General features: G+C 42.9%; 11 protein-coding genes and 1 tRNA gene. 8 read left to right on the top strand and 4 right to left on the bottom strand.

The features are described from left to right. The first annotated feature begins 227 nt into the window (after nucleotides 1–227). Nucleotides 228–7457, top strand: coding sequence for a T9SS outer membrane translocon Sov/SprA (sprA, locus tag L0B18_RS13590; RefSeq protein WP_234572333.1), 7230 nt, complete (start codon nucleotides 228–230; stop codon nucleotides 7455–7457). A gap of 16 nt (nucleotides 7458–7473) precedes the next feature. On the opposite strand, the gene L0B18_RS13585 is transcribed toward sprA, so the two are convergent. Beyond that, entirely contained in the window at nucleotides 7474–8700 is a 1227-nt protein-coding gene (locus tag L0B18_RS13585) for an ABC transporter permease (RefSeq protein WP_234572332.1), read from the bottom strand. A gap of 170 nt (nucleotides 8701–8870) precedes the next feature. After that, nucleotides 8871–10418 carry a lysine--tRNA ligase gene (lysS, locus tag L0B18_RS13580; protein ID WP_234572331.1) on the bottom strand — a complete coding sequence of 516 codons (1548 nt, stop codon included), beginning with the start codon at nucleotides 10416–10418 and terminating at the stop codon, nucleotides 8871–8873. A gap of 140 nt (nucleotides 10419–10558) precedes the next feature. Between lysS and L0B18_RS13575 the strand changes: the two genes are divergently transcribed. Genes L0B18_RS13575 through L0B18_RS13565 form a run of 3 tightly spaced genes read left to right on the top strand, consistent with a single transcriptional unit; the run spans nucleotide 10559 to nucleotide 12801 of the window. Further along, entirely contained in the window at nucleotides 10559–11167 is a 609-nt protein-coding gene (locus L0B18_RS13575; RefSeq protein ID WP_234572330.1) for a 4'-phosphopantetheinyl transferase family protein, read from the top strand. A gap of 12 nt (nucleotides 11168–11179) precedes the next feature. Then, nucleotides 11180–11926, top strand: coding sequence for an AmmeMemoRadiSam system protein B (gene amrB, locus L0B18_RS13570; RefSeq protein WP_234572329.1), 747 nt, complete (start codon nucleotides 11180–11182; stop codon nucleotides 11924–11926). Then, complete coding sequence (locus tag L0B18_RS13565; RefSeq protein WP_234572328.1) at nucleotides 11926–12801, top strand: Rossmann-like and DUF2520 domain-containing protein; 876 nt, start codon at nucleotides 11926–11928, stop codon at nucleotides 12799–12801. The genes amrB and L0B18_RS13565 overlap by 1 nt, the downstream gene beginning before the upstream one ends. On the opposite strand, the gene L0B18_RS13560 is transcribed toward L0B18_RS13565, so the two are convergent. Both L0B18_RS13560 and L0B18_RS13555 read right to left on the bottom strand, forming a co-directional pair. Next, on the bottom strand, nucleotides 12802–13122 hold the full coding sequence (locus tag L0B18_RS13560) for a hypothetical protein (protein ID WP_234572327.1): 321 nt from the start codon (nucleotides 13120–13122) through the stop codon (nucleotides 12802–12804). A 218-nt stretch (nucleotides 13123–13340) separates the two neighbouring features. Continuing rightward, nucleotides 13341–13424, bottom strand: a tRNA-Leu gene (locus L0B18_RS13555). A gap of 323 nt (nucleotides 13425–13747) precedes the next feature. On the opposite strand from L0B18_RS13555, the gene L0B18_RS13550 reads away from it, so the two are divergent. The 4 genes from L0B18_RS13550 to L0B18_RS13535 all read left to right on the top strand — a co-directional run bounded on the left by L0B18_RS13550 (nucleotide 13748) and on the right by L0B18_RS13535 (nucleotide 18582). Then, complete coding sequence (locus L0B18_RS13550; RefSeq protein ID WP_234572326.1) at nucleotides 13748–14581, top strand: PIG-L deacetylase family protein; 834 nt, start codon at nucleotides 13748–13750, stop codon at nucleotides 14579–14581. 184 nt (nucleotides 14582–14765) lie between these two features. After that, nucleotides 14766–16673, top strand: coding sequence for a glucosamine-6-phosphate deaminase (gene nagB, locus L0B18_RS13545; protein WP_234572325.1), 1908 nt, complete (start codon nucleotides 14766–14768; stop codon nucleotides 16671–16673). 133 nt (nucleotides 16674–16806) lie between these two features. Continuing rightward, nucleotides 16807–17352 (top strand): RNA polymerase sigma-70 factor, encoded by a 546-nt coding sequence (locus L0B18_RS13540; protein ID WP_234572324.1) that lies wholly within the window; start codon nucleotides 16807–16809, stop codon nucleotides 17350–17352. Between the two features lie 162 nt (nucleotides 17353–17514). Beyond that, a complete protein-coding gene (locus tag L0B18_RS13535; RefSeq protein ID WP_234572323.1) occupies nucleotides 17515–18582 on the top strand; it encodes a FecR family protein in 1068 nt (355 codons plus the stop codon). Nucleotides 18583–18616: the final 34 nt, after the last annotated feature.

Here is an 18616-nt window from a genome sequence, read left to right as displayed (position 1 = left end):
ATAAAACGAATGACGATTCAATAAATGTGGAAAAAGAGTTGGTATGGATAATACTTTCAACATTTCATGTAATACTTTATTATTCATCACCGAATTTCGGTTAAACTTTTTCACTCAACAATCTCCTATCGCAGCAACGCTACGACGTTTTTGAATTTTTATGACTATTGCAGTTAAAATTATGCTGTAAATTGTTGTCTCAAGCCAGGAAAAAATTGATCAACTCTGTGTTTGATTTACGTCGTTTTTCTCAAATTACGTTGGTAACCTTTTTTGCCTTTCTGCTATGCAATGATTTTGCAGATGCTCAGGAGGTAAGGGATGAGTATGTCTCCGACTCACCGGCAGATAGTTCCAATACCGAAAAGTTACGCAGGGCATTTCGAACCACATACGGAAATTTTGCCGCCAAACCCTTTTTGCGTCCTCTTCCAACGATCTACTTCATAACGTTGCCGGAAGAACAAGTGTATATTGAAAGGCAGAATGAGGGCAATTTTTATATAGAGAAACGAATCGGTGGTTTTCGTTCGGGAGTTCCGTCTGTTTATTCATTTGATCAGCTCGTAAGAGAACACGAAGCTTATGCAAAGAAACAAAACTGGTCGCTCCTTATTCGTGAAGCGCGCCAAAGAGAGGGCACAGGACGAGGTTTGCTCGATTTTAGTTTACAGGTTCCCGGTGGGCGTCAATCTGCATTTACCACCATATTTGGCAAGCCGGAAGTAAACCTGAGGGTGAATGGTGTTGCCCAGATGAATGTGGGGGCATCGGTTCAGAAATCGGAAGACCCGAATTTGCCGCGGGATCAACAAACGCGGGTTGATCCAACATTTGATCAAAATCTTCAGTTGAATATCCAGGGAACCATTGGCGACAAACTTACAATCCAAACCGACTGGGATACCGAACGCACTCTGGATTATCAGAATACCCTGAATATTGTTTATGAAGGGTATGAGGATGAGATTATCAAAAGTATTGAAATGGGGAATGTATCGCTGACCACCGGCAATTCACTGATTCGCGGTAGTGGTGCCCTGTTTGGAATTAAGTCGGTTGCAGAAATGGGATCGCTGCGATTTACATCGGTTGTTTCTCAACAGGATGGGGAGAGTAATGTGGAGACCATTACTGGCGGTTCACAGGAGAGAACCATTGAGATTCGGCCGGCAGATTATAGCGATGATCAGCACTTCTTCATGGACTTTTACACTCGCCAGGAGTTTGAAACCAGTATGGCGAATCCTCAGCAACTTTCCCAGACTCTCCAGATAGCGGATGTTGAAGTATGGATTCTTCGTGAAAATATTCAGACTGAAGAGGGATCGAAATTGGCCGTGGCATTGGCTGATATGGGTGTGAACCGGCTGTCTGCCGATTCTTATGCTCCTCCTGATAATCGGGCTGATCCGTTTTCAGAGAATCTTCTCGACCAATACCGCGATCCTCAAACAGGAATTTCCGCTTCCGATTTAAACATTGATGATTCCAGAAATTTCGAGGAAGGATATTTTACTCTTCTTGAAGAGGGAGTGGATTATACCATCAACAAAATAACCGGCTATATTTCCTTGCAGCGGGCTCTTGGTTCGAGAGAGGTACTTGCGGTGGCTTTTAATTATCAAGGAGGTAACGGCGAGAATATCGAAGTAGGAGAAATTAATCGCGGCGGCGGCGACCGGATTTTTCTGAAAATGCTTCGTCCTAAAAATGTGTCTACGGATAATAGCCTGTTTCCGCTTACGATGCGGAATATCTATTCGTTGGGGGTAAATAATATCACCCGTGAGTCACTTGAAATTGAGCTTCTCTATACGGAAGATAACATAGCCAGGGAGAGTTTACCCGGACGGGGCGTAACAATGCTCCAGGATCTCGGCCTGGATCGGGTGGATTCTCAGGGAGCTCTTCAGATCGACAATCAGATTGACCTTGGAACCGGAACTCTTGATCCGCAAAACGGACTGATTATTTTTCCGTATCTGGAACCATTTGGTAGTAGAGTTGCTGAAGTATTGCAGGATTCACCGGCTTCCGATGAGGATATTGAGCGTTTATCATATAGAGAACTCTATACCGAGCGGCAGAGAAATGCGGCTCAGAGTTCAAAGAACAGTTTTTATCAATTCCGTGGGACTTCAAGAGGTGGTGTGCAGGAAAACTTTAATCTTGGAATTGCCCTTGTGGAGGGATCCGTACGTGTCTATGCAAACGGAACAGAACTTCAGGAAAATATTGACTACCAGGTAGATTACTCATTTGGGAGTATCACCATCCTGAATGAACGCTACACTGCTCCCGGACAGGACATTCGGATTGAGTATGAGAATCAGTCGCTCACATCCATCGAGCAGAAAACCTTTACCGGATTTCGGGCCGAATATAATTTTACAGATAATATCACACTGGGCGGTACTTATTTTCGATTTAGTGAGCGTCCATTGGATGATAAGATCCGGCTGGGGGATGAGCCCATCAACAATGCCGTTATCGGGTTCGATGCAAACGCTCAGTTCGATGCGCCTTTTATTACACGGTTTATTGACAGCCTGCCGATTCTTCAAACCAGGGAATCTTCCGAGGTTAGTTTTAGTGGTGAATTTGCTCAGCTGCGGCCCGGGGTAGCAGAAACCCGTGCTGTTAGCCAGGCCATTCGTAATAACGAACTTTTTGATGATGAAGAAAACGGCCTCGCATTTATTGATGATTTCGAGGGATCGAATATCAAAATCAGCCTCTTGAATGCTACACGATGGAACCTGGCTTCTGCTCCCGCCGCCGTTCCCGGATACGAGGCCGATATTTCTTTTTTTGAAGAGGATGATTTTCCCGGTATGCCGATTTCCAGCACGCAATCCCGAATTGAGCGATCGGATTTGAGATCTCAGTTTGCCTGGTATACCATACCGCGAAATATAGCTTCCATATTAGATGGAGTAGAATTTACAGCTGAATCAGAACCGGTGAGAGTAACCGATGTCTTTCCCGGTCGGGAGACACAGAATCCACAGGAAGAAATTATAACAACATTGGATGTTCATTATAATCCAACATCAAGAGGGCCATATAATTACAATAGTAATTTAAGAACTCTTTTAGAAGAGGATCCTGAGAAAACGTGGGGAGGAATGACCGCAGTTATCCCGGCGGGGCAGGAAGATTTTTCACAGAACAATATTGAGTTTTTAGAATTTTGGGTGCAGCCCATATTGCCAAATGGAGAGATGCAGGGCGGGGCCGCCATAGAGGATTATAACGGAACCATGTACATTGATGTTGGGCTGGTGACGGAAGATGTGATTCCAAATACAAAGCTGAATACAGAGGATGGACTGGCCCTGAACCCAGAGACTCTGATTTTAGATAATCCATCGAATACAAGATCTGCAATACCGGCAAATCCGCCTCCGCCTGAAGGACAGTTTTCTAATACAAACCGTGAACTCGAAGACGTAGGGCTGGATGGCCTTCCCAATACCAACGGGGTAAATAACCTGAATGAACAAACGGTTTTTGAGGAGTTTGTAAATCAAATGAGAGAGCAGTTTGGCGCAAACAGTCCTCAATTCGCAGAAATTGCTTCTGATCCATCCAATGATGACTACTTCTTTTATGGGGAGGAAGCAGTGCAAGATTTACCACTTCATGAGCGATTCCATCGTTTGTTAGGCTATAATGATGGAAATACGCCCATTGATCAAAGTGATAAAAGAGCGATTACAAATCGGCCCAACACAGAAGGTTTGGTCAACCCGTCGGCTGTTTCTTTAACGAATGCTTATTTCCAATACGAAGTAGAGTTAAATCCTGCAGATCCCTCAAAACTGGAGATCGGAAGCCCTGGAACATTTATAAATGATATAACCGATCCCCCCGGTTCCGGACAGCAAGACCGCTGGTACCAGGTTCGAATTCCATTAAGTGAGTTCAAAAGAAAATTCGGGGATATCAATGACTTTCAGAATATCACATACATTCGGGTTTGGATGTCTGGCTACGAAAAACCATTTACGATGCGTTTTGCTACCCTTGAATTTGTGGGTAGCCAGTGGAGGCAGGACGAGGATATCAATAATGCCAGCGACCCAAATGCTGAGATGAGAATCAGTTCACTGAACATCGAGGAGAACTCAAACCGTAAACCGTTTCCATATCGCCAGCCCGAGGGAGCTATTCGGGCTGAAAACAGGGCTTCACAGTTACAATCTCTCCAAAATGAACAGTCTATTGTTATGGACGTCAATAACTTAGGTCCGGGTTCGGTTCAGCTCATTAAACGAGTATATCCGGGAGGATTGGATATGCTTAATTATTCAAACATGAGGATGTTTGTGCATGGTGAGGGTTATGATAATCGCGGAGATGCAGAACTGGTAATGCGTTTCGGGAATGATTTGCAAAATAACTATTACGAGTACAGGCAACCGGTCACTCCATCGGACCCAAACTTTCCGTTTCAGGAGGAGTTTAATCCCGCGAATAATGCTCAGCTTGAAGAAGAGGCCGCCCAGGTATGGATGTATGATGAGAATAGCATGAATATTGTTCTCTCTGCTTTCAATCAACTCAAGCAATTGAGAGACCAAGAACAGGGCAGTGCTTTTTCAGAAATCTATGAACAGGCTGATATCCTTGAAAATGCAGTTCCGGGAGCAGTTGTAGCGATCAAAGGGAATCCGTCTCTTGGAAGGGTCACTGAAATTGGGATGGGTATCCGAAATCCATTCGATCCGGAGAATCCATCCGGTAATGGAACACCTGTTTTGAACGCCCAAATGTGGCTTAATGAGCTTCGTGTGTCTGGTTTTGATAACGAAAAAGGGTGGGCGGCAAATGCAAAATCAACCATTAAACTTGCAGACTTTGCAACGGTCAATGCAAATGTCACTCGTCAGACCCAGGGGTTTGGCTCTCTGGATTCGCGCCTTGGCCAGAGAAGGGTCAGTAACGAATTCGCTTATGATGTGAATACCCTGTTTTACCTCGACAGTTTTATACCCGAACGGTTTGGATGGAACATTCCCGTTAATTTATCGGCAAGACGATCATCTTCCATTCCCAAATACCTTCCGAATCAGGGAGACGTTCGTTTCTCCGAGTTTGAAGATGCCGTGCGGTCGCGGACAGATCTGGATGAAGAGCAGCAAAACCTATTGATCGATCGTCAAAAAAAGGAGATTGAAACGTTCAGCGATACCTATGCAATCAACTTGTCGAATGTATCCAAAACAAATTCTCAAAATAATGTAGCTCGTCTTCTGCTTGATAATACCACGCTGAATTATGTTTACAATACTACCGATAGCAGAAATCCACAGTATACTTTTCAGGATAATTGGAATTTCAACGGCTCCCTTCGATACGCGTTAACTCTGCGAAATGTGCGATTCATCCGGCCGTTTGATTTCATCCAGGATGTACCACTTCTGAATGTTTTATCTGGTCTGCAATTGGGATATATGCCTACGAATTTGTCCGCTTCAGTGGGTACTCAGCGAACCTATGAAGAACGAAAGCGAAGACGTCTGACGGGAGAACTGGAGCAACCGCTTCAGCAGACCCATAGTTTTACATACACAACAAATGTCGGTCTGGGATATAACCTCACCCGGTCCATTTCTACGTCTATCCAGGCTCAAACTATTTTTGATTTAACGGGAATTGCTACCGAGTCGGCCAGTAGGGCGGGAATTGACAGTACAGCCTTTGATCCGTTGCCGTCCATGTCCGTTTTCAGGGATGTGATTTCCGGAGATAAAGCGGCCAGACGGAATAATTATAATGAACTTTACACAGCCAGTTGGCAGCCTCGGTTTAACCAGATTGATTTCCTGGATTGGCTGTCTTATAATACGAGATATTCGGGCGGATACCGCTGGGAAAATTCACCTTTTGGATCAGATCTGGGAGCACGGATTTCTAATAATCTTCGGCTCGATCATACTATGCGGATGGATACTGAAAATCTTTTAGATCGGATTCCATTTTATCAAAATGCGGTGGAAGCGGATGATGCAGCCAGGACGGAAAGGCGTAATACTGGAGAAGCAGAGACCGATACAACATCCTACAGTTTTGGAGAACACCTTGCGTATTTTGGTAGAAAGGCGGCTCTTGCAGTTTTTAGCCTGGAGACAATAGACGTAACTTATAATAACTCAAAAGCTTCTGCCCAAAGTGGTTACGCCGGAAGTTCACAATTTTTCGACATGTTTGGAGATCAATCATCTCCGCCTCTTGGTTATCGGTTGGGGATTTTCGAAAGCATTGGCCAGGGAAATCTGATTGCAAATCCTGACGGTGTCTCCACCATCCAGTTACCAACAAACAATACATACTCCGATAATGTAACCGTAACGGCAAGCCTGAATCCTCTTCAGAATGTATCGGTAGATTTGAACTGGCAAACCCAATGGGATCGCCGCCGTTCGGAATCACTTTCATTAAATCCACAAAATGAATTTTCTTCGGTTGAAAGTGCTTCGGGAAATATTAGTTCAAGTATTTGGGCTTTTGGTCCGGGATATGAAAAACTCTTCCGAAATCAGCTTCAAACGGCTTTTGACGGAATGGGCAGTACCGAAAATATTATTCGTGATCCGGGAGGGGGAGATAATACACTTCTGAATCCCGTAGCTCTTCACCGTGATTTTCGGGATGCGTACATGAGCAGTGGCAGATCTGTCGGAGAAAAAAACTTTGCTGTTTTTCCATTACCCAACTGGAGGATTAACTGGACGGGCATCGAGAATATGATTCCATTTATTGGTCAATCAATGCAACGGGCTACACTGACGCATGCTTATGAAGGCTTGTATAGAATCGGCTGGAATTTAAATAATAATCCCGGCGATCTGATCACACGGCGGGTGGGTGTGTTTACGGTTGAAGATGAGCGTTTTGAGTTTGAGCCGTCTACAGTAAACATTGAAAAGCGTTTTGCTCCGCTGATTCAGTTAAACGTTACATGGCTGAATGGCCTGAGAACCCAGGTTGGATACGAAACGAGTAACATCACCAGTTTGTCGTTAGCCAACAGCCAGGTAATTGAGCGCCTCTCCAAAGGATTACGGTTTTCCATTGCCTATACGCTTCGAAACTTCAAAATTCCTTTTGTGAGACGAACGGCAAGCAATGTAGACTTGACGTTGAACGGAAGTGTAATTGATGATACCGAACAGCGTTTTCGGCTCGATGCCGATTTGGATGGTGCATTACAGAATGATGCCAGTGTAATTGACCGGAATCCCGATGCCTACTCATTTAATCCGGGGAATATTTATGGGCAGTCGAGAATCAATGCCAGTGCAGTTGTGGGCTATCGTTTTTCAAATACCATTCAGGCCAATTTTGAATATGCTTTCAGCCAAATTTTGCCTAAATCCTCCGGTACATTCAAGCGCACCACACATGATATCCGGTTTAGTATTCGGATCAATATTCGGTCAACGTAGCGGCTGAATTCTTTTCTTACTTCCCAAAAGAAAGCACTTTTACCGGATCGGTTTGAGCAGCAATTCGGGCCGGCAGCCAGGAAGCCAATGCACAGAGAAGAAGTGTAACGGCGCCAACAATGATGAAATCCAGAAGATGAGGTTCAACCGGCGCGTAACTCATGTAGTAATTCTCTTCAGAAAGAGGAATGATTTGATAGGTGACCTGGAGCCAATAAAACAATAAGGAAATCCCGATTCCGGTAATCAATCCCGAGAGTGCAACAAATAAACCTTCGAGAAGAAAAATCTGGCGAATCGCCCGGCTTTTGGCGCCTATGGTTTTCAGAATTCCGATATCTTTAACACGTTCAAGCACCATCATCAAAACGGTTCCAATGAGATTGAAAGCCGCCACAATAACCATCACACTGATAACCAACGGAATCGTTTCTTCCTGAAGATCAATCCATGCAAAAATATTTCGATATCGTTGGTAAATGCTTTCGGTGACATATGGGAATTCAGTGGCGTCGCGAATTTCACCGTAGATGTGTTCTATTTGATTCGGATCGGAGACATTAATCTCCATAGTACTTGCATACTGGGGATCGAAACCGAAGAGTTTGCGAACCGGTTCTGAAGTAGTGAGAGCAAAATTATCATCAAAACGGGCAATGCCTGTTTGATAGATTCCGGTTAAAGTAAACTGCTGAATTTCAGGAGTATTGAACGGCGTGGGCAATCCTTCCAGAGCAAAAAGGGTGATTTTATCACCCACTTCGGCACCAATGGTTCTGGCAAGATCGAAGCCGAGAATCAATCCCGGCAAGTCACTTTCCTGAACAGAGAGATCATAAGCTCCTTCTAAAATATAATCTCTAAGATGCGTCACATCTCCGGATTCCGGAACTCCTTTGATCAGCGTTCCGCTTACGCCTCCGGCGGACTGAATCATAACCTGTCCCATCACTACCGGCTGAACTTCCTCCACACCGGGAAAGTCGCTCAAATAGGTTTGAAGCGTATCCGCCCGAAGGAGAGGATCATTCATGAACGTATTCACAGTAACATGCGGAGCAAATCCTATAATTTTTTCGTTGATTGTGGATTTGAATCCGTGAACAATGGAAAGTGCAATCAACAACCCGGCCGAGCCAATCGCCACACCACCAATCGCCATAATTTTGATAAAAGAAAGAAAACGGGACTCCCGCTTCTTGCTCCAAAAATACTTTCCGGCGATGTAAAGGGTGAATTTCAAGGCGGTTTAAGGCTTAAGGCTTAAGGCTTAAGGTCTAAGGTTTAGTCATTGCGAATGAAATGATCCCAACGACTGTCGGGAGAATGGAATGCGGCAATCTCCAAATTTTATTAAAGTCAAGAGATTGCTTGGCTCCGCTCGCAATGACATTTTTCACAATCCGTATCGTTTTACTCTGGCCGCATCAGTGGGAAAAACAGCACATCACGAATGGAGTCAGAATTAGTCATAATCATCGCGAGACGGTCAATTCCAATACCAATTCCGGCCGTTGGAGGCATGCCGTATTCAATGGACCGGAGGAAGTCTTCATCAACGGTCATTGCTTCGTCATCGCCTTCGCTTCGGAGACGTGCTTGCTCTTCAAAACGCTCTCGCTGATCTACCGGATCATTTAATTCAGAGAATGCATTTGCAATCTCTTTGCCATTACAAATGGCTTCAAATCTCTCCACAAGTCCTTCTTTTGAACGATGTTTTTTGGCCAACGGGCTCATTTCAATTGGATAGTCGGTGATGAAGGTCGGCTGAATTAATTTCGATTCAACATAATCGCCAAAAATCTCATCAATAAGTTTGCCTTTACCCATGCCGTCTTCAATACCAATGTTCAGCTCTTTGGCAATTCCGCGAATCTCTTCTTCGGATTTATCGGAAAGATCAAAGCCGGTTTCGTTTGCAATGGCTTCATACATCGGAACTCGCGGCCAGGGACGTTTAAAATCAATTTCGTTGTCTCCAACTTTCACTTTGGTGGAACCGTGAAGTTCAAGAGCCACTTTTTCGATCATCTCTTCCATGAAATCCATCATCCAGTTGTAATCTTTATAAGCTACATAAAGCTCAACCTGGGTAAATTCGGGATTGTGAAAACGGGAAAGGCCTTCATTTCTGAAATCTTTTGAGAATTCATACACGCCATCAAACCCGCCGACAATGAGCCGTTTGAGGTAAAGTTCATTGGCAATCCGCAGATACAAATCCATATCCAGCGCATTGTGGTGAGTGATAAAAGGACGTGCCGAAGCGCCACCATAAATGGGTTGAAGAATAGGAGTTTCCACTTCCATATATCCGCGCTCATTCATGAAATTGCGCATGGTTTGAACCATATGGGTTCTCTGTCGGAAAACTTTTCGAACCTCCGGATTTACTACCAAATCAACGTATCGCTGACGATATCGAAGTTCCTTATCAGAAAAAGCATCGTAGGTAACCGTTTCTCCCTGCTCATTTTTCACCTCTTTTGGAGTGGGCAAAGGACGAACGGTTTTTCCAAGAAAATGAAATTCTTCGGCATGAATCGTTGTCTCGCCGGTGCGTGTTTTGAACACAAATCCCTTAATTCCAACGAAGTCGCCAATATCAACCAATCGTTTAAAAACCTTGTTGTATTCATCAACGCCAACATCATCCCGGCGGATATAAACCTGGATGGTTCCCCTGGAGTCCTGAAGTGTAAAAAAGGAGGCTTTACCCATCACCCGCTGGGTGGTAACCCGGCCGGCAACAGAAACGCGCGGGGCATTATCTTCATCGGTTTCCGAATCATCGGACGATTCAATGATGAATTCAGTAGCATTATTTAAAATATCAGCAGAGTGGTGAGTGACGTCATACTCGAAAGGATAGGGATTAATACCCATATCCCGCAGTTCATTAAGTTTTTCGAGTCTGATTTCGTGTTGTTCACTAAGCGATGATTCCGTATTACTCATCAATTTTTTGTTCTGTCAATGATTATTTTTTCGAGCTTAAAAAGATAAGAAAAGTTAATGGAAAGTGGCATTCTTGTTTCTATAAAGCCTGTGATTGTAATTAGTAGAAGAAATTTGGATTTGGTAGATTTCAAATCCTTATGAAATCAAAAAAACTATACCCAATTCGGTTAGATATAAACTGCCTGCCAAAGAATATTTATGTTTCCTATGAGTCCTTTGAAGCAGGAATGAAAGGTGTTGATTCGGATCTCCTTCAAAATCAATCCGGAAGAGATTTAATCAGGGATATGGCTGTGGAATTTTTAGAGGAGGAAGAAATCCAGATTCTCACTCAAAAAAATGAAAAACCAAAAGCCATTTGTGAAGGGAGAGAAGTATCAGTCAGCTTTTCTCATACCAAAGATGCTGTTGCCGGTGCGATTTCGTTTGAGTTTAACGTGGGTTGTGATATGGAAAATATTCATCGAAACGTACACGACCGTTTAATTAACCGCATGAAACACATTGATGAGAAAGCGGACCTTTATGAGAAACTGGAACCGGTTCAGGTATGGACACTCAAGGAAGCAGCACTGAAAATGATTGGTACCGGACTTCGAAAACCGATGAAAAGCGTACGGATTTTAATGAAGGATCCGGGTTTCTTTGATGTGGAATTTGATGATGGAAAACGGGCAAAAATTTGTAGTTTTCAGCATAAAAATCATTGGATATCAGTCTGCTACCATAAGTTTCCTGATCACTAAAGACCTCATTTTATGGATATTACCTCACTAAGCCGTGATAATATAAAAGCCGGTTTAGACCGGCATGCCTCAGAACAGGAGCAAACAAGAATCATCATTTCTCCTCAGAAAATTACGTCTGACAATTTCGATGCCGTCTGCAAAACCTATTCCCAGATTGGATCGAAGGATTTTAAAACCGTTGTCGTTGTAGAGTCCACCCCGGGATCTGTAGAGAAAAAACTGTTGATGCCATCCTTCAAAAAAATTGAGACTCACCTCGGAGTAGTTGAAGCAAACGACCGTTTACGAAATGATTTTGCTGACGAAGATGATGACTTCTTTATTAATGATCATGCGTTTGGAAAGGATGCCAGCCTTTACCACCAGTTAGTCATGCTTCAGTGCGTGCTGGATGATTTCACTGTTTCTCATATTCAGATTACGGACGAAAATTCGATCATCATTAAAGAGCTTGCAATGGCTTTGGAGGAAATCTTGCCTTCACGAAATGCTTTGCTTGTATGCTGTTGTGATCTGGCTCACGCCGATAAAAATGAGATTGACCAGATATCCGAATTTCTCGATAAAGATAATCAATCAGGGTTGATGAATTATCTGAATAGCGGCGTTTCGAGTATTACGGGAATTGGATCGTTTATCACAGGGTTGCTTGTTGCGAAAAAATGGGGATTGAATATTCAGTTTGAAAACGATTCCGATTCCGAAAGTATCCATTCAGGATATGCTGTGATGCAAAATCAGCCGATTTTTGAGTGATGGGATCTTCCAAACCATCCGTCACGATTATTGGAACCGGCGCTCTTGGTTCAACGCTTCATACATTTTTCAGGGATGCCGGGTACACAATTCGGTCTACATGGAACAGTAAAGGCGGTTTGATTTACTCTGATGAATCCGGAGAATTTTACCCCATTCATTCACTTATTCCAAAAAAAGACAGTGAAACCGGGGATTTTATTTTTATAACAGCTCCGGATGATCTCATTTTGAAAATTGCCGGTGATCTCTCCAAACATCCAATATCCTGGGAGAATAAAATCGTTGTTCACTGTTCCGGAAATCTCACTTCCGATGAGTTGAGTGTTCTTTCAGAAAAAGGGGCAAAAGTGGTATCGATGCATCCAATCCAGACGTTTCGAAAAGGGGATGGGAGTGATCGCTTTAAAAATATATCGATAAGCCTGCAGGGAGATCCAGAAGCCGGGGATAAACTGCAACCCATTATTGAAGAGATGGGAGCGAAATACATTTTGCTTGATAAACAGCAAAAACGAATTTTGCATATCGCGGCGGTAATGGCTTCCAACTATTTTGTAGCGCTGATGTTTAGTGTGGAGAATTTATTGAAAGATGCAAAACTGGATGATGGCTTTGATGCACTCGAAACGTTACTTCATCAAACAGTGACAAACATTTTTGAGAAACGTCCTGCAAAGGCTTTGAGTGGTCCGATTTCCAGAGGAGACAGCGAGTCTGTGAAAACCCATTTAAAAGAACTGGAAAGGAAAGATCAGGAAAGTCTTTACAAAACTCTTGGGCTTGAAGCTTTAAAAATTGCCGAAGCATCCGGGAAATTATCGCAGGACCAGGTACAGCAATTAAAGACGTTACTGAGTAATTCTTCAGATTGATTACTCATCATCGTGAATGCGAATAGCCACAATGGCTTCGCGTCGTTCAGCCGTGCTACCCAGCAATTCTGAAGCTATTTCGGTGTCATCCGACGGTTCATGTATATCTCTGAGTACAATAGCATTTTCTCCCATTTCGCCAGCTCTCTTTTTGGCTTTTTTGATCATCTTACTCTCTTGGGGCCGGGCGGCATCCCCTTCAAGATGAAAAAGCGCAACTCGTGTAAAGTCATACTCAATTTCATCCTCGTTAAAGAAAACCCATACTTGATCGGCTGCAACCGGGGGGGAGTCGGTTGGGCCAAGCGATGTAGTCTCCATGGTTATGCATCCCGAAATCGCAAAGAGAAGAACTAGAATTGGGAATAATAATTTTGCGTGTTTCATAGTGTTCTCACGGTTTGTTACAGCCCTGTTTTGAAGATATGAAGTACGAAAGATTCCAATCAATTAGTTCAAATTAGTAAAATTTGAGGAAAGTTATTAAAGAAGGGACAAAACAAAAAAACCTTGCAAGTCATTGACTCGCAAGGTTTTTGTACCCGAGAGAGGACTCGAACCTCCACGTCCGTAAGGACATACGCACCTGAAGCGCACGCGTCTACCAATTCCGCCACTCGGGCATTTCAATATGAAGCATAAAATATAGGAAGGTTTGAGGAGAGATTACAATACCAATTGCAGAAAAATATCTTGAGGGAAAGAAAGATAAAACATCATTTGACATGATCTGAAAACCCAAACCAAAAAGCTTTAAATCATCCTTAGGCCAACCGATTTAGCGATAGAATTTTATGGACAAATTCTTTTCAAATCTAATTTAAAAAAATAATGGGGGTAAGCGCTTTGCGCATAGTCTATTTAGTATGATCACCGGGATGAGTGTAATATGTTATGCCCAACATTTACTGCCGGGTGCTCCTTATTATTAACCAAATTAACATTCATGATGAAAAAACTTTCTTTGACCTTAATGACTCTCTTGCTACCGGTGCTGCTTCTTGCACAACCGGAAACCCCCGTTGAGGAGTGGACAGGCAAAACCATTTTGCTAATTGGTGCGCATCCCGACGATGATTCGGGTAGCCACGGTACACTCGCACTTCTTAATGCAAATGGAAATGATGTATATGTAATGTTGTTAACATCCGGAAATGTTGGAACATACGATCGTAATATGACCCGTATGCGCCTCGCGCAAATCAGAAGATACGAAGAAGTTGCGGCTCTCTCTGAATTGGGTATTCCTGAATCGAACTATATCAACCTGGGATATACGGATGGTATGCTGGAATTTGCCGACCAAGAAGAAGTGGTAAAACAAATGGTATATCACATCCGGGATTTAAAACCAGATGTAGTTATTGCATTTGAGCCGGGATGGGGATACCAAAAATGGCACAAAACCGATCACCGGGCAGCCGCATATCTTGCTGTTGATGCAACCCGGGCAGCGGAGTGGCACCTGATTTTTCCTGAGCAGATTGAGCAGTTAGGAATGGAACCACACAGTGTAAATGAATATATGTTTTGGGGCTCTGACGGAGCAAATACAACGGTAGATATTTCTGATTATGTTGATAACAAAGTTATGTCCCGATCCAGATACATTAGCCAGTTTACTTCCATGAGGGATAACTACATCAGTTCAGACATTGAAGATTTGCCTGAAGAAGAAGCTGAACAGTTTATGCAAAGACTTCGGGAAAGAACAGGACCAGAGGAGCACTTTCGGTATTACAGAGGTGCACCCGACGGAGCCGGTTCCCGACGTGATTAATATTTAAAACTTGAATACGTAGTACCCAGATTCTGTACTCAAAAACCAATCTCTCCGAAGCTGTATCAAAGACTTCGGGGATTTTGGTTTTATTATTTTTGGAGTTTTAAACTAACATGTACTATTTCTAGGAAGAAAGCTTATAATCCGTAAAGATAAATTCTAAGACAAATAGTTATATATAATGCATAACGGTACGTTTGATGAAACCGGTCAGAAGATATTTGAGAAGATTGATGCTTCGATTTTCTCAACTGCAAGTGAGGCCTCCAAAGTTGTAGCATCGGAAATAGCCAATCTTATCCGGGCACGAAATCAGACAGGACAAAACACAGTTCTTGGCCTGGCAACGGGCTCCACACCTTTACAGGTTTATAGTGAATTGGTGCGGATTCATAAAGAGGAAAACCTGAGTTTCAAAAAAGTGATCACTTTTAACCTGGATGAATATTATCCCATGCATCCGGAGGAACTTCAAAGTTACGTTCGGTTTATGCATGAGAATCTCTTTGATAAGATTGAGATTCCCGAAGAGAATATTCATATACCTGATGGTACCATCCCCAAAGAAGATGTCTATGAATATTGTAAACAGTACGAGCAAAAAATTGATGAAGCCGGTGGGCTGGATATCCAGATTTTAGGAATTGGACGAACAGGACATATTGGATTTAATGAACCGGGATCACTTGCAAAAACCAGAACGCGGCTGGTAACCCTGGACGAAGTTACAAGATCAGACGCCGCCGCATCTTTTTATGGGGAAGAACGTGTTCCCCGCCAAGCCATTACAATGGGTGTGGGTACCATTCTGAAAGCCAGGAAAATCTATTTGATAGCTTGGGGAGAGCCAAAAGCAAAGATAATTAAACGGGCTTTGGAAGGGGAAGTCACTGAGCAGATTCCATCCACGTTTCTTCAGAATCATGAAAATACCAAAGTTATTTTGGATGAAGCCGCTGCTTCCGAATTGACCCGTAGAAAAACCCCCTGGCTCGTGGGTCCGTGCAAGTGGAATGAAAAGCTCATAAAAAAGGCTGTCACATGGTTAAGCCTTACGCTGGATAAACCCATTCTCAAACTTACGGATGAAGATTACAATCAAAATGGAATGAGTGATATCCTGACAGAATATGGACCGGCGTACAATATGAACATCCATATTTTCAATAAAGTACAGCATACCATTACAGGCTGGCCGGGCGGAAAACCCAATGCAGATGATTCTAACCGGCCCGAGCGCGCCGAACCTCATCCCAAAAAGGTATTGGTTTTTTCACCTCATCCGGCGGATGATGTGGTTTCCATGGGCGGTACGTTGATGCGTTTGGTGGAACACGGACATAAAGTTCATGTTGCGTATCAAACGTCGGGAGATATCGGGGTTTATGATGACGAGGCCCTTCGGTATGCCGATTTCATTTCGCATTACAGCGATGATGAAGAGGAACAGAAGCTTTTTCAGAACCTTTCTGAAACGTTGGCAAAAAAAGAACCGGGTGACCTCGACTCTGAACAAATGCTGAATTTGAAATCCAATATTCGCAAAGTTGAAGCGAGATCGGCGTGCCGCTATTGCGGAATCCCGGATGAGCAGGTCAGTTTTCTTCATATGCCGTTTTATGAAACGGGCCGGGTACGCAAGAGCCCGCTTTCAAAAAAAGATTTAGAGTTGGTAAAAGATGTGATTTTGAAAGTAAAACCTCACCAGATATTTGCAGCCGGGGACTTATCCGATCCGCACGGAACTCACAGAATCTGTCTCGAAGCTGTTTTGACGGTTTTGAGAAATTTGAAAGATGAAGATTGGATCGATGATTGTTACGTATGGCTCTACCGTGGTATTTGGCAGGATATTGATGTAAGCGATATTGATATGGCCGTTCCCTTAAGTCCGGACGAACGCCTCAAAAAAAGAAAAGCCATTTTTAAACATACGTCACAAAAAGACCAGCCAAAATATCCGGGTTCCGTCAGTAATGAATTTTGGATGGTTGCCGACGATAAAACCATAAAAAATGCCCGTGATTACGATCGGCTTGGGCTCGCAGAATACGATTCCATCGAAGGATTTTCGAGGTGGACGTTGTAACCCTATAAATTATCGCCCGTTTACTACTTGTTCTGAATATTTATTTATAAACCCATCATGTTTAGTGCTCAACCCGAAGTATTTATAGGAAGAAATCTATCCCAAAATAAATGACCAATGCTGTATTTCACGAATGGGAGATTTGAAACCAAAACATACTGATCTTGTAAAAAGAATCCGTGAAGGGGATAAAAGTGCTTTTGAAACGCTCTTTTATAAGTACTACGCACGGCTATGTGTTTTTTCCAATACGTATGTAAAATCTATCGATACTTCCCGGGATGTTGTGCAGGATGTGTATATAAAAATTTGGGACAACAAGGAAAACTTTCACATTACACAATCTTTAAAAGCCTACCTCTACCAGGCCGTTCGGAATCAGTCATTAAATTACCTGGAAAAAAACAGTCAGAAACTTCGGTTACAGGATGATTTAACGCGTCAGCGGGAAATTGAATCCGGTGAACACGAAACAGTCCTAAATACTGAAGAGCTATCCGAAAAAATCTGGAAGCTGGTTGAACAGTTGCCGGAACGCCGGAGGGCAATATTTATCCTGTACAGAAAACACGGACTTTCTTACAAGGAAATTGGTGAAGTGATGGAAATCAGCCGGAAAACGGTTGAAAATCAAATGGGACGGTCTTTACAATTTATCAGAGAACAGCTCGATCTATAGCTCATTTTGTGGGAAAGAAATGCATTTCTGTCTTGGATCAACTCACCAAAACCATTGATTTAAATAAGAACCATCTCGTGCAGGTATTGAAAAATAATATGGATGCAGGAGTGGGGGTAGCTTTGCTTTACTCTGTCTATAAGTCAAGAACAATTAAATATCATGGAAAACAAAGATAACATTTGGGATGTCATTGTAAGGTATTTAGACAATACAATGACCGGTAACGATTCTGATCAGTTGGAGACCTGGTTGAATCACAGTAATGAGAACAGGCGGATTTTGCATTCAGTAGATCAAATCTGGAAGGCTTCATCAGAAAAATCACAAGAGAATTTCTTAAAGGAGTTAAATCTTGAAAAAGATTGGGACCGGATGTCAGAAAGAATTGATTTATCCGATTCCGGAAGCAGGCGTTCACGCATTCAAAAATTCCGACGGCTTCGAAAACGTCAGCAAATTATTTCGAACCTGCTAAAAGTTGCGGCGTTAATTTTGGTGGCTTTTACATCTGTCTTTTTAACGCTTCAATACGCACCCGTTAATGAGCCGCAGGTTTATGAACCTGTTTTTAAGGAGATTTTCACCAAGGCCGGAGAACGTGCCAATGTGGATTTGGGTGATGGCACAAAAGTATTTTTAAATGCAGATAGTAAGCTTACCGTGCCCGATACATTTAGTCCATCGCAGCGTGTGGTTCAATTAAGCGGCCAGGCATTTTTTGATGTAACCCCGGACAAAAACAGGCCTTTCTACATAGAAACCAACAATGCCGTTGTTGAGGTTGTAGGCACGGCCTTTGATGTAAAATCCTATGACGATGATGAGAAAATCAGGGTAGTGGTTCAGGAAGGAACTGTGGAACTGAAAAAAGATAAATATACCGGCGAGAAACTCATTATAAATCAGGGATATCTGGGAAGTTTAAATCGGGATGCCGGTGAAATGAGTATTGAAATGGTGGATGATGTCTCTGATTACACCGGCTGGAAGGAAGGTCGCCTCATCTTTAAAAATACGCCATTCGAAGAAGTATTAGCCCACATTAAACGATGGTATGACGTAGATGTGAATCTTGAGCTCTCTAATGATTCACTTATGGAAAAGGAGTTTACGGCTGATCTGAAAACACGCTCTGTTGCAGATGTGTTTGATGTAATTAGCATGTCGATGAATATTGAGTACGATATCAATGAAACGAAGGATACAATAACCGTACGAAATAAATAAAACAGGACACTACGTTTGTTTTATCAAACAGTTA

Origin of the sequence: Rhodohalobacter sp. 614A, from assembly GCF_021462415.1 — a bacterium.
Classification (GTDB): domain Bacteria; phylum Bacteroidota; class Rhodothermia; order Balneolales; family Balneolaceae; genus Rhodohalobacter.
This window is presented reverse-complemented; position numbering and strand designations above follow the sequence as displayed.

Excerpts from the sequence above, each read along its gene's own strand:
- lysS (WP_234572331.1), bottom strand. The coding sequence starts at position 10,418 with ATGAGTAATACGGAATCATCGCTTAGTGAACAACACGAAATCAGACTC.
- L0B18_RS13540 (WP_234572324.1), top strand. The coding sequence starts at position 16,807 with ATGGGAGATTTGAAACCAAAACATACTGATCTTGTAAAAAGAATCCGT.
- L0B18_RS13560 (WP_234572327.1), bottom strand. The coding sequence starts at position 13,122 with ATGGAGACTACATCGCTTGGCCCAACCGACTCCCCCCCGGTTGCAGCC.
- L0B18_RS13575 (WP_234572330.1), top strand. The coding sequence starts at position 10,559 with ATGAAATCAAAAAAACTATACCCAATTCGGTTAGATATAAACTGCCTG.
- L0B18_RS13550 (WP_234572326.1), top strand. The coding sequence starts at position 13,748 with ATGATGAAAAAACTTTCTTTGACCTTAATGACTCTCTTGCTACCGGTG.
- amrB (WP_234572329.1), top strand. The coding sequence starts at position 11,180 with ATGGATATTACCTCACTAAGCCGTGATAATATAAAAGCCGGTTTAGAC.
- L0B18_RS13535 (WP_234572323.1), top strand. The coding sequence starts at position 17,515 with ATGGAAAACAAAGATAACATTTGGGATGTCATTGTAAGGTATTTAGAC.
- L0B18_RS13565 (WP_234572328.1), top strand. The coding sequence starts at position 11,926 with ATGGGATCTTCCAAACCATCCGTCACGATTATTGGAACCGGCGCTCTT.
- nagB (WP_234572325.1), top strand. The coding sequence starts at position 14,766 with ATGCATAACGGTACGTTTGATGAAACCGGTCAGAAGATATTTGAGAAG.